Here is an 11,971-nt window from a genome sequence, read left to right as displayed (position 1 = left end):
GCTCACCGCCGTTCGGTCGACCCAGGAGAGAGATTCTTTCAGCGACCAAATGAAGTCAAGGGCGATTACTGGGCCCCAAGCAAGGGATCGTCAAGGGAATGTCAATTCCACAGTGGGGTGCAAAATGAATGTCAATTTGCGGAAAGATGTGTCGAACGTCACACCGCGCAGTCCCGGCCGTGCCGCGAGACGGCTGGGCTGCGGAACAACCCGCCCAGCCGCCGGAAGACGGCGGCGCGGCAACGGCATAATCCAGCCAAGTCGAGCCGACTGGAGAGTTATTTGCTAAGGAAAATAGATTGACTATGCCAGATCTGACTAGTTAGCGTTCTTTCGGTGCGGCCCCACCCGCCACCTTGCCTGGCTATAGGCGGAGAGTGCGGCTGCGCCGAAGGCATATACAGGATCAGGGGGATTCCATGCGTGTTCTTTTGGCGGAGTCTGATACAGCCACGGCCAGCTTGTTACGACAAAAAATGAAACGTCATGGATATGACGTTGACACAGTCGAAACAGGGGCAGACATTCTCGAAATGTTTATGCAATACGACCTGCTGCTCCTCGATCTCGATCTCTCAGACATCGACGGCGTGGAGGTCTGCCGGGCGGTACGCAGGGCGAGCGAGATGCCGATCATCGCCCTCACCGAACGGAGTACGGAGCTGGTCCGGGTGCTGTGCCTGCTGGAAGGCTGTGACGACTGCCTCGCCAAGCCCTATGGATTCCGTGAGCTGCTGGCCCGTATCGAGGCCGTGATGCGGCGCGTCCACAGCCGGCCGGCCAGCGTTCAGCGCATCTCGCGGGGCCCCTTGAGCATTGACACAGAAACGCGTGAGGTGCGGCTCAGCGGCGAACTCGTCAGCATGACGCGCAAGGAATTCGATCTCCTGCGCGTCCTGGCCTCCCAGCCCGGGACGGTGCTCTCCCGTGAACGGCTGATGGCCGAGGTCTGGGAGCGCACCAGCCCCTCAGACCTCTCGGGGCGCCAGGGCAGCCGCACCATCGACACGCACGTCAACGCCGTCCGCGGCAAGCTCGGCAACAACGGCTGGATCGTCACAGTACGTGGGGTGGGCTTCCGTTTCGGCGGTCACTGACCAGGCACCCGCCCGCCACGTGTCCTGTCCTTGTCATCCGTGTCCGCGGCCTCTCTGCCGGACGGATCGGAGGGTGCTGCGATGAGGCTTTTCTGTCAGGCCATCTCGGTGGGGCTGAATCAGGCAGCGCCCATACAGGGAAGCCGTTCCCGGAATCGAACCAGCCCACTTCCGGCGACTCTACGTCGATGATGCGGGCGCTGGCCCTTACTACTCACTCGGCAACGGAACGCCGACTCAAGGTACTGCGCCTACCTCATCCCGCACTTCCCTCACCACGCTGTCGGCTGATTCCTCACCCGGATCCAGAATGCCGCCTGGAGCGATCACTTCGAGGTAACGGAACAGCAGGAAAGCATTACCTGTTCACGCTTGATGTCAATTGGGGTCACGTCCCTACAATCCATAGAAGATGCCCGCTTCCTACCTTGCTGCGCAACCTGTGGCGAATCCGGAAATGATACGACAGAAGCGCGTCCGCGGTTCCCGAGGAACGAGGGCAGGACCCACGAAGGAAGCGATGGCCTCACTGAGCTTCCGACGGCTGAACCCGATCTGCCAGAGGGCATCATCGTGGTGCGCGATCGTCCACCACACACCGTCCTGGCAATCGGGGTGCATCTATGTTCTCCATCAGGTCTGTGCTGCCGGTTTGAGATTTTTCGTCCTGTTTATGCGGCGAGAATAATGGTGGGCGGGCGGGACTTGTAGAAGGTGCTGTCTCGAGGAATGGCGAATAGGACGGCGACGTGTGGGCGTGCGAGGCGGAGGGTGCCTGGGTGTGAATTTCGCGCAGCTTGTCGCAGTAGATGTCGGAGGCGAGGTCTGCGTTCATGCAGGCGAAGGCGGAGTGGAACATGACGCGGGGAGTTGCCGGGTTGCTTTTCGACGAACGGGGCTTCCAGTCGGTGAGGACCGACGACATCGGCGGGCGAGGCTGCCGGAGCCTCAAGTCCCAGCATCTACAAGCATTTCCCCACCAAGACCGATCTGCCCGTAGCCGCCGCAGTCTGGGGCGGGGAGAGGCGCAGAGTCGGCACGGCAAGGTCTCTCGCCCAGGCCGGCAGGCGAGAGCGTGGACCGCCTGCTCCGATCGTGCATCGAGTTCGCCCTGAACCAGAGCCAGTTGTCGGGTCTGCTGATCGGGGAGCTCAGCCGGCTGTCCGAGAAGGGGCGCAAGGGCTGCCCGCCGGGCCCAGCGTGACTACCTCGCGCTCTGGGCGCACTTGCTCTGCACGACAGGCCGGGACTCGACAACGCCAAGGCCAAGATCGACGTCACTGCGGTGCTGACCGTCATCGACGACGCCGCCCGTACGGGCCGCCGCGGCCGACGCCCGACCGGCGGGCCGGCCGGCTGAAATCGGCACGGCCATGCTGCTCTCGGGGAGTGAGCACCGCCTCGTGGAGCCTCGTCCCGGGGGTGACCGCGCGGTCCGGGACGACCGCGTGCCCGCCGCGGCGACCAGTAGCGTCTCGCCGGCCAGCACAGGGGCTGTGGGAGGTTCCATGGCCTCCCCCGGACGCGGAACCACACAAACCCGGGTCACAGCCGTTCAAGGCCTGCTCTGAAGGCCCGTTCCTCCGCCTGAGCCGACAGAGAGCTATCGTCGACGGAATCCTCGCCGCTCTGTCGGATTCGGCAAAGGCCCTTCGTCGTCCTCATGAAACGTTCGGAAGGAGAACGGTCATGAAGTACGTGTTGTTCGTCGCCACCGACCCCGCCGGAGAGTCGACCGACGAGGACCCGGGGGCCTGGGTCGAGAAGTGGAGCGAGCGCGGCGTCCGTGTGGAGGGGATGCCGCTCAAGCCGGTCACCGAAACCAGAACAGTCCGCGTCCGCGGAGAGCGGGCGCTGGTCACCGACGGCCCGTTCGCCGAGACGACCGAGTGGATCGCCGGGTACGACCTCGTCGAGGCCGTCGACCTCGACGAGGCGATCGAGGTCGCCGGCTCGCACCCGATGGCGACAGGCGGACGCATCGAGATCCGGCCGGTTGAACCCCTCGATCTCGGACCGGGCACCGAAAACGTCCCACACGAGGGCGACGCGCCCGCCTCACGCTTTCTCGGGGTCCTCCGGGCGGACCCGAGTGCTCCGCCCTTCACTCCTGATCCCGCCTCGGTGGCCGAGTGGGTCCGCGAGGGCCTCGCCTCCGGCCGATACCTAGGCGGCGAGCACCTGCGTCCCCTCCAGGACGCCACCCTCGTGCGGCGCCGCGGAGGGGAACTGCTGATCACCGACGGCGGGTACGCCGACGTGCCGGAGTGGGTGACCGGAATCGTGTTCATCGACGGTGAGTGGGAGGAAGCGCTCGACTACCTCTCCCGCTGTCCCATGGCGCGGTCCGGGATCGCCGAGCTGCGCGAGTTCTGGACGGACTTCTCGTGAGAACCGGGCCGGCGGAGGTGCGGGCGGCGCTCGCCGAGGCGTGCCGCAGCGAATGGGGCGTTGTCTTCGGCACGATCGTGCGCCTCACCGGCGACTGGGAATTGGCCGAGGACTGCGCGCAGGAGGCGTTCACCCGCGCCCTGCCGGCCTGGGAGCGTGACGGGGTACCGCGCAGACCCGGAGCGTGGCTGGTGACCGCCGCCCGGCACCGCGCCCTGGACGTGCTGCGCCGCCGGACGACCGAGCGCGGCAAGCTTGTCGAGGTCGCCGCTGTCGAGGCGGTCCGCGAACCGCCACCGCCCGGAGACGAGAGGCTGCGACTGGTGTTCACCTGCTGCCACCCGGCGCTCCCCCTCGAATCCCGGGTGGCACTGACCCTCCGGGCGGTCGGCGGCCTCACCACGCGCGAGATCGCCCGCGCCTTCCTGATCAGTGAGGACACCGTTTCGCAGCGGATCCTGCGCGCCAAGCGCAAGATCGCGGCCGCCGGAATCCCTTACCGGGTTCCGCCGCCCGGAGCACGCGCCGAACGGCTGGACGGAGTTCTCGCCGTCATCTATCTCGTGTTCACCGAGGGCTACGCGCCCAGCGACGGGAGCACAGTCCGCGACCCGCTCGCCGAGGAGGCCATCCGGCTCGCCCGGCTCGTCGCCACCGAGGCACCGGACGAGCCGGAGGCACGGGGGTTACTCGCGCTGCTGCTGCTCCAGCACTCGAGGCGCGCCGCCCGGCTCGACGCGGACGGCAGGCTGATCACGCTGGAGCGCCAGAACCGCGGTTGTTGGGACCGCTCGCTCATATCCGAGGGCGTGGGCCTCGCCCGCGAGACGGTCGCGTCGGGTGGCTCCTACGCGCTCCAGGCGGCGATCGCCGCGCAGCACGCCCTCGCCCCGGCCGCCGACGCGACCGACTGGGCGGCCATCGTGGCGTTGTACGACCGCCTCCTCACCCTGCGCGTGAACCCGGTCGTGGCTCTCAACCGCGCGGTCGCCCTTGGGATGCGCGACGGTCCACAGGCGCAGCTGGACGCCGTCGACGCCCTGGGAACGCCCAAGGAACTGACCGGCCACCACGCCCTGCCCGCCGTCCGCGCGGATGCGCTGGGCCGCCTCGGTCGGACCCGCGAGGCGGCGGAGGCGTACCGGGCGGCGAAGAGCGCCGCCCCGAACGACGCGATCGTCCAGGAATTCACCAAGCGTCTGGCCGAGTTGGGGCCAGGGGTGGAGACAGACACGCGAGCGGGTTCGTCAACCGGGAAGGGCGTGTCGGTGCGGGACCTGACGGAGACACTCGGGTCTCGCGAGACAGCGTAACGAGATCAACAGCCGCAATCAGTAGCCAACTTCAGAGCCGATCCGAAGAATCAGATGAAGGGAACGTCCCGCTGTGGCCGACACTCACCACGAAGAAGCCCTCGACCGGATCGCCAAGGGGCTCGTCTACACGGAGTCCGAAGCGGCCTTCCAGGCGCCCCGCCGCCGCGTGGACCAGATATTCGAGTACAACCGAACGCCCCCGAGCGAAAGTGGGAGGCGTCGGTCGCTGCTCGTCGCGATCTTCGGCTCCGTCGGCGAACGCACGGTGCTGTTGCCACCGTTCCACGCCGGGTTCGGCAGCAATGTCTACATCGGCGACGACTTCTTCGGGAACGTGAACCTGACGTTCGTCGATGACGTGGACATCCGTATAGGCGACGGAGTCATGATCGCGCCCAGCGTGACGCTGACCACGACGGGGCACCCGGTGCATCCCGCGCGCCGAGCCGACTTCGGACGGTTCTCCGAGCCGATCGTGATCGAGGACAAGGTGTGGATCGGCAGCAACGTGGTGGTCCTGCCCGGCGTCCGGATCGGCTACGGGTCAGTCATCGGCGCCGGCAGCGTCGTCAGCCGCAGCATTCCCCCGATGAGCGTCGCGCTCGGAACGCCTTGCCGTGTGGTCCGCCCCATCACGGACGAGGACCTCACCACACGTACTACTTAGGGTCGCCCGCCGTCTCGATGCCCCCGCGACCGGACGGTTTCGCACCGCCCGAGTACGTTGCCGCACTCCGTCGAGCGGCAACGGAGGAGCGCATCCACCTGGAGATCTTTCGTTATGCGGGCGCGCACGTTTCCGCAGGTCAGAACGTTTCCGCAGGGTGAAACTGGTGGGGCGGGTGGGACTCGAACCCACGGCCGACGGATTATGAGTCCGCTGCTCTAACCGGCTGAGCTACCGCCCCGTTTCGGCGTGGCGCGTACATGTGTGCGCGCCGTCTGCCGCAGCATAGCCGGTCATACGATCTCTCGCTTCGGATGCCCGGGTACTCGTGACCATGAAGACTGCGCTGCTCGCTGCCCGGTTCCGGGCCGTGCGAAGTTGACGCGAAAGAGTCACGGGAGCCCCACGCGCACCACGGAGGCGGACCTCCGACGGACCGGTTCCGGGCACACGAAAAAGGACCCCGCAGGGTCCTCTTCCGTTCCGCTCCCCCGACTGGACTCGAACCAGTAACCCTCCGGTTAACAGCCGAATGCTCTGCCAATTGAGCTACAGGGGATCGCGCTCCCCCGACTGGACTCGAACCAGTAACCTGCCGGTTAACAGCCGGCTGCTCTGCCAATTGAGCTACAGGGGATTGCTGCGTTGCCTCGAACGCACCTGCCTGGCGGCTGCCGGGCGGCGCACGTTCGCTGCGACACATACATTAGCGCAAGCAGGGGGTGCTTTGCCAATCGGTATCGCCCGGGGTGATCTCCGGTGCCTGCGGGTAGGCGAACACACACGTCGCACGGAGCGAAGACGGACCGAAGGAAGGGTGGCAGCCATGCGGTACCGGCTCACGTTCATCGCCGGAGTGGCCCTCGGATACGTGCTCGGCACGCGGGCAGGCCGGGAGCGCTACGAGCAGCTGAAGAAGTCCGCACGCCAGTTCGCCCAGAACCCGGCCGTGCGCAACACCTGTGAGTCCGCCGCCCAGAGCGGCCGCCAGTTCGCCGGCAAGGCGTACCACGTAGTCGGTGAGAAGGTCGGCGACAAGGTGCCTGCCTCGGTGACGGACCGGGTGCGCTCGATGCGCGGGCGCGGTCCGAACGGCGAGGACGACTGGGGGACGACCAACACCTGACGCCTCGTCCCCACGTCTGCCGCACCGCCGGTGCAGGAAAGCTCCGGCGGTGCGGCAGAATCTGTGTATGGGCATAGTCGCCGGCTTGGACAGTTCTTCCGCCTTCACTCACATCGTGGTCTGCGATACGGACACGGGTGCCGTACTGCGCCAGGGATACGCCGCACATCCCGTCGAGGCGAAGGCCACCGAGGTCGACCCGCAGGCATGGCTGCTCTCACTCGGTGAGGCCGCCACCGGCGGGCTGCTCGAGGGCGTGCAGGCCATCGGCGTGTCCGCGCAGCAGCACGGGCTCGTACCGCTGGACCGCCAGGGCAACCTCGTGCGTCCGGCGCTGCTCGGCAACGACAAGAGGGCGCAGGTCGCCGCGGCCGACCTGATCGACGGGCTCGGTGGCCGGCAGGCCTGGGCCGAGGCGGTCGGAGCGGTGCCGCAGGCCGCGCAGCCGGTGTCGAAGCTGCGCTGGCTGGCGCGGACCGAGCCGGACATGGCGCAGCGGGTCGCCGCCGTGCTGCAGCCGCACGACTGGCTCGTGTGGCAGCTGCTGGGCCGCCCGGCCCGGCGGACCACCGACCGGGGTGCCGCGTCCGGGACCGGTTACTGGTCGGCGGGCAGCGAGTCCTACCGGCCGGATCTGGTGGAGCTCGCACTGGGGCACCAGGCGGGGCTGCCCGAGGTGCTCGGCCCGGCCGAAGCGGCGGGGACGACACCCGAGGGGCTGCTGATCTCGGCGGGCACCGGCGAGACGATGGCGGCGGCGTTCGGACTCGGGGTCGGGGTCGGTGACGCGGTGGTGTCGCTGGGGGCCTCGGGCTCGGTGATGGCGGTGCACCACGAGGCCTTGGCCGACCCGACCGGGATGATCACCTCGTTCGCGGACGCCACCGGAATGCATCTGCCGGTGGTCCACACGTCGAACGCGGTACGCGCGCTGCGCGGCACCGCCGAGATGCTGGACCTGGCGGGCCTGGAGGAGCTGTCGGCGCTGGCGCTGAAGTCGACGCCGGGCGCCTCGGGCCTCGTGCTCCTGCCGTATCTGGAGGGTGAGCGCACCCCGCACCTGCCGCACACCGCCGGGACGCTGAGCGGGCTGCGGCGCGAGTCGATGAAGCCGGAGCACCTGGCGCGGGCCGCGTTCGAGGGGATGCTCTGCTCGCTTGCCGACGCGCTGGGCGTGCTGCGGGACCGCGGGGTCGAGGTGCGGCGGGTGTTCCTGCTGGGTGCCGCTGCCGAACTGCCGGCCGTGCAGGCGCTCGCGCCCGCGTTGCTGGGGACGCAGGTGGTGGTGCCGGAGCCGGCCCAGTACGCGGCGCTGGGTGCGGCCCGGCAGGCGGCCTGGGCGCTGGGGGTCTCGCAGGGGACGCTCGATCCGCGCACTCCCCCGGCCTGGGAGGGCGCCGCCGCGCAGGTGCTGGAGCCCGGCGACGAGCTGGCGGTCGGCCAGGCGGTGCGTCAGCAGTACGTGGCGACGCGGGACCAGATCCACCCCGGGGCGTTCGACCCCGCGCGCTGAGCCGCCTACCTTCGGTGACGCGCGGCGGCCCCGGGAGAGGCATGAGCGGCGAAATTATGGACCCGGTCCGTTTTTTGACCTGGACTTGAATAAAAACGTTCGCGGTCCCGGCGAGTAGTGCCGGAAACTGGGTCGACTCCCGCCCTATGCCGACTCCGAGAGACACGCGTGCTCATAAAACTCCTGCGGGCCTATCTCCGTCCGTACAAGAAGCCGATCGCGCTGCTGGTCGTCTTCCAGCTGCTGCAGACCTGCGCCACCCTCTATCTGCCCACCCTCAACGCCGACATCATTGACAACGGTGTCGTACAGGGGGACACGAGCTACATCCTTCAGTACGGCGGCGTCATGGTCGTCGTCAGCGTCGCCCAGGTGATCTGCAACATCGGGGCCGTCTACATCGGGGCCCGCACCGCGTCCGCGCTCGGCCGCGACGTCCGGGCGTCGATCTTCGACCGGGTCCAGTCGTTCTCCTCGCGTGAGGTCGGCCGGTTCGGCGCTCCGTCGCTGATCACCCGTACGACCAATGACGTCCAGCAGGTCCAGATGCTGACCCTGATGACGTTCACGCTCATGGTGTCGGCACCGATCATGTGTGTCGGCGGCATCATCATGGCGCTCGGCCAGGACGTCCCGCTGTCCGCGGTGCTGCTCGCGGTGGTGCCGGTCCTCGGGATCGCGGTGAGCCTCATCGTGAAGCGGATGCGTCCGCTGTTCCGCACGATGCAGGTGCGGCTCGACACGGTGAACCGGGTGCTGCGCGAGCAGATCACCGGCAACCGGGTCATCCGCGCCTTCGTCCGCGACGACTACGAGGAGAAGCGGTTCCGCGGCGCCAACACCGAGCTGACGGACGTGGCACTGTCCACCGGCCGGCTGATGGCACTGATGTTCCCGACCGTGATGACGGTCGTGAACGTGTCGTCCATCGCCGTCGTCTGGTTCGGTGCGCACCGCATCGACAGCGGCGGGATGCAGATCGGCGCGCTGACCGCCTTCCTCTCCTACCTGATGCAGATCGTCATGTCGGTGATGATGGCCACCTTCATGTTCATGATGGTGCCGCGCGCCGAGGTGTGCGCCGAGCGCATCCAGGAGGTGCTGGAGACCGACTCCAGCGTGGTGCCGCCGGTCGATCCCGTACGCGAACTGCGTGCCCACGGGCATCTGGAGGTCCGGGGCGCCAACTTCCGCTACCCCGGTGCCGAGGCGTCGGTGCTGAGGTCGGTGGACCTGGTGGCGCGACCCGGCGAGACGACCGCGATCATCGGGTCGACGGGCAGCGGCAAGTCGACGCTGCTCGGTCTCGTGCCCCGGCTGTTCGACGTGACGGACGGCCAGGTGCTGGTCGACGGCACGGACGTACGGACGCTGGATCCGGTACTGCTCGCGAAGACCGTGAGCCTGGTCCCGCAGAAGCCGTATCTGTTCTCCGGGACGGTCGCGACGAATCTGCGGTACGGGAATCCGGACGCGACCGACGAGGAGCTGTGGCACGCGCTGGAGGTCGCGCAGGCCAAGGAGTTCGTCGAGGGTCTTGAGCACGGACTCGACGCACCGATCGCGCAGGGCGGCACCAATGTCTCCGGCGGGCAGCGGCAGCGGCTGTCGATCGCCCGGACGCTGGTCCAGCAGCCGGAGATCTACCTCTTCGACGACTCGTTCTCGGCGCTCGACTACGCCACGGACGCCGCACTGCGTGCGGCCCTGCTGCGGGAGACCGCGGCCGCGACCGTGGTGATAGTCGCGCAGCGGGTGTCCACCATCCGCGACGCCGACCGCATCCTGGTGCTGGACGAGGGCCGGGTCGTCGGCTCCGGCAGTCATCACGAGCTGATGGACGGCAATGAAACATACCGGGAGATCGTGCTCTCCCAGCTGACGGAAGCGGAGGCCGCGTAATGGCCGGGCCTGGCGGACGCATGATGGCGGGCGGGGCGCCGACCGAGCGGTCCATGGACTTCAAGGGCTCCTCGAAGCGGCTGCTGAAGCGCTTCGCCGTGGAGAAGACCACGCTGTACGTGATGCTGCTGGCGGGTGCGCTGAGCGTGGCGCTCTCGGTGGTCGGCCCGAAGATCCTCGGCAAGGCCACCGACCTGGTGTTCGCCGGGGTGGTCGGCCGGCAGATGCCGGAGGGGACGAGCAAGGAGCAGGCCATCGAGGGCCTGCACAAGACCAACAGCGGCCTGGCCGACATGCTCTCCAAGGTGGACTTCACCCCGGGGCAGGGCATGGACTTCGACGCCATCGGCCATGTGCTGCTGGCCGCGCTGGCCGTGTACGTCGGTGCCGGGCTGCTGATGCTGGTGTCGACGCGGCTGTCGATCCGGGTGATCAACCGGGTCGTGTTCCAGATGCGCGAGGACATCCAGACGAAGCTGTCCCGGCTGCCGCTGTCCTACTTCGACCGGCAGAAGCGCGGTGAGGTGCTCAGCCGGGCGACGAACGACATCGACAACATCTCGCAGACGATGCAGCAGACGATGGGCCAGCTCATCAACTCGCTGCTGACCATCGTCGGCGTGCTGATCATGATGTTCTGGATCTCCCCGCTGCTGGCGCTCGTCGCGCTGGTGACGGTGCCGCTGTCGGTGGTGGTGGCAACGAAGGTGGGCAAGCGCTCGCAGCCGCAGTTCGTCCAGCAGTGGAAGGTGACGGGCAAGCTCAACGCCCACATCGAGGAGATGTACACCGGCCACACCCTGGTGAAGGTCTTCGGCCGGCAGGACGAGTCCGCGCGGGACTTCGCCGAGCAGAACGACGCGCTGTACGAGGCGGGGTTCAAGGCGCAGTTCAACAGCGGGATCATGCAGCCGCTGATGATGTTCGTGTCGAACCTGAACTACGTGCTGATCGCCGTGGTCGGCGGCTTGCGGGTCGCCTCCGGTGCGCTGTCGATCGGTGACGTGCAGGCGTTCATCCAGTACTCGCGGCAGTTCTCCATGCCGCTGACACAGGTCGCCTCGATGGCGAACCTGGTGCAGTCCGGCGTCGCGTCGGCAGAGCGGATCTTCGAGCTGCTGGACGCCGAGGAGGAGGACTCCGATCCCGCTCCCGGCAAGGGCGCGCACCCGGAGGAGCTGCGCGGCAGCGTCTCGCTGGAGCACGTGTCCTTCCGCTACGACCCCGACAAGCCGCTCATCGAGGACCTGTCGCTGAGCGTCGAACCCGGTCACACGGTCGCGATCGTCGGACCGACCGGGGCCGGCAAGACGACGCTGGTCAATCTGCTGATGCGGTTCTACGAGGTGACGGGCGGCCGGATCGCCCTGGACGGGGTCGACGTCGCGACGATGTCGCGCGACGACCTGCGGTCGGGGATCGGCATGGTCCTCCAGGACACCTGGCTGTTCGGCGGGACCATCGCGGAGAACATCGCGTACGGCGCGTCGGGCGAGGTCACCCGGGAGCAGATCGAGGAGGCGGCACGGGCGGCCCACGCCGACCGTTTCATCCGCACGCTGCCGGACGGCTACGACACGATGATCGACGACGAGGGCTCCGGCGTCAGCGCGGGCGAGAAGCAGCTGATCACCATCGCCCGGGCGTTCCTGTCCGACCCGGTGATACTGGTGCTCGACGAGGCGACCAGCTCGGTCGACACCCGTACCGAGGTGCTGATCCAGAAGGCGATGGCGCGGCTGGCGCACGGCCGTACGAGCTTCGTGATCGCGCACCGGCTCTCCACCATCCGGGACGCCGACGTCATCCTGGTGATGGAGGACGGCTCGATTGTCGAACAGGGCACGCACGACGAGCTGCTGGAGGCGCACGGCGCGTACGCCCGGCTGTACGCCGCGCAGTTCGCTCAGGCGGTCGCCGAGGTCGACTAGGGTCTTTCGTTTGGATCAGGCCGGATCA

At 67.8% G+C, this 11,971-nt stretch carries 10 protein-coding genes and 3 tRNA genes; 9 read left to right on the top strand and 4 right to left on the bottom strand.

The genetic code is table 11. The features are described 5' to 3' along the window. Window positions 1-419: 419 nt before the first annotated feature. The gene (locus LNW71_RS22730; protein WP_250969909.1) at window positions 420-1,097 is read left to right on the top strand and encodes a response regulator transcription factor; all 678 of its coding nucleotides are present in this window, start codon (window positions 420-422) and stop codon (window positions 1,095-1,097) included. A 237-nt stretch (window positions 1,098-1,334) separates the two neighbouring features. On the opposite strand, the gene LNW71_RS37015 is transcribed toward LNW71_RS22730, so the two are convergent. Beyond that, window positions 1,335-1,427, bottom strand: a complete 93-nt coding sequence (locus tag LNW71_RS37015) for an NUDIX domain-containing protein (protein WP_374119438.1) — start codon at window positions 1,425-1,427, stop codon at window positions 1,335-1,337. Window positions 1,428-2,172: 745 nt separating this feature from the next. On the opposite strand from LNW71_RS37015, the gene LNW71_RS36205 reads away from it, so the two are divergent. From LNW71_RS36205 to LNW71_RS36530, 4 genes are all read left to right on the top strand, one after another. Next, window positions 2,173-2,301, top strand: a complete 129-nt coding sequence (locus tag LNW71_RS36205) for a hypothetical protein (protein ID WP_285802184.1) — start codon at window positions 2,173-2,175, stop codon at window positions 2,299-2,301. 485 nt (window positions 2,302-2,786) lie between these two features. Further along, a complete protein-coding gene (locus LNW71_RS22725) occupies window positions 2,787-3,488 on the top strand; it encodes a YciI family protein (protein ID WP_250969908.1) in 702 nt (233 codons plus the stop codon). Further along, window positions 3,485-4,801 (top strand): sigma-70 family RNA polymerase sigma factor, encoded by a 1,317-nt coding sequence (locus LNW71_RS22720; protein ID WP_250969907.1) that lies wholly within the window; start codon window positions 3,485-3,487, stop codon window positions 4,799-4,801. Before LNW71_RS22725 ends, LNW71_RS22720 begins: the two co-directional genes overlap by 4 nt. Before the next feature lie 73 nt (window positions 4,802-4,874). Then, a complete protein-coding gene (locus tag LNW71_RS36530; protein WP_250969906.1) occupies window positions 4,875-5,471 on the top strand; it encodes a sugar O-acetyltransferase in 597 nt (198 codons plus the stop codon). A gap of 164 nt (window positions 5,472-5,635) precedes the next feature. Here the strand turns inward: LNW71_RS36530 and LNW71_RS22710 are convergent. The 3 genes from LNW71_RS22710 to LNW71_RS22700 form a co-directional block, all read right to left on the bottom strand. Next, window positions 5,636-5,712, bottom strand: a tRNA-Ile gene (locus LNW71_RS22710). 245 nt (window positions 5,713-5,957) lie between these two features. Beyond that, window positions 5,958-6,030: transfer RNA gene (locus LNW71_RS22705), tRNA-Asn, on the bottom strand. Window positions 6,031-6,035: 5 nt separating this feature from the next. Continuing rightward, window positions 6,036-6,108: transfer RNA gene (locus LNW71_RS22700), tRNA-Asn, on the bottom strand. A 180-nt stretch (window positions 6,109-6,288) separates the two neighbouring features. Between LNW71_RS22700 and LNW71_RS22695 the strand changes: the two genes are divergently transcribed. The 4 genes from LNW71_RS22695 (at window position 6,289) to LNW71_RS22680 (ending at window position 11,943) form a co-directional block, all read left to right on the top strand. After that, entirely contained in the window at window positions 6,289-6,597 is a 309-nt protein-coding gene (locus tag LNW71_RS22695; protein WP_250969905.1) for a YtxH domain-containing protein, read from the top strand. Window positions 6,598-6,664: 67 nt separating this feature from the next. Next, window positions 6,665-8,110: an FGGY family carbohydrate kinase gene (locus LNW71_RS22690; RefSeq protein WP_250969904.1), complete on the top strand. Its 1,446-nt coding sequence runs from the start codon at window positions 6,665-6,667 to the stop codon at window positions 8,108-8,110. A gap of 168 nt (window positions 8,111-8,278) precedes the next feature. Then, window positions 8,279-10,012 carry an ABC transporter ATP-binding protein gene (locus LNW71_RS22685; RefSeq protein WP_250969903.1) on the top strand — a complete coding sequence of 578 codons (1,734 nt, stop codon included), beginning with the start codon at window positions 8,279-8,281 and terminating at the stop codon, window positions 10,010-10,012. Then, complete coding sequence (locus LNW71_RS22680) at window positions 10,012-11,943, top strand: ABC transporter ATP-binding protein (protein ID WP_250969902.1); 1,932 nt, start codon at window positions 10,012-10,014, stop codon at window positions 11,941-11,943. Before LNW71_RS22685 ends, LNW71_RS22680 begins: the two co-directional genes overlap by 1 nt. The last annotated feature ends 28 nt before the right edge of the window (window positions 11,944-11,971 follow it).

This window comes from Streptomyces sp. RKAG290 (assembly GCF_023701695.1).
Classification (GTDB): domain Bacteria; phylum Actinomycetota; class Actinomycetes; order Streptomycetales; family Streptomycetaceae; genus Streptomyces.
The sequence above is the reverse complement of the archived record's forward strand: the minus strand, read 5'-3'. Positions and strand labels throughout refer to the sequence as shown.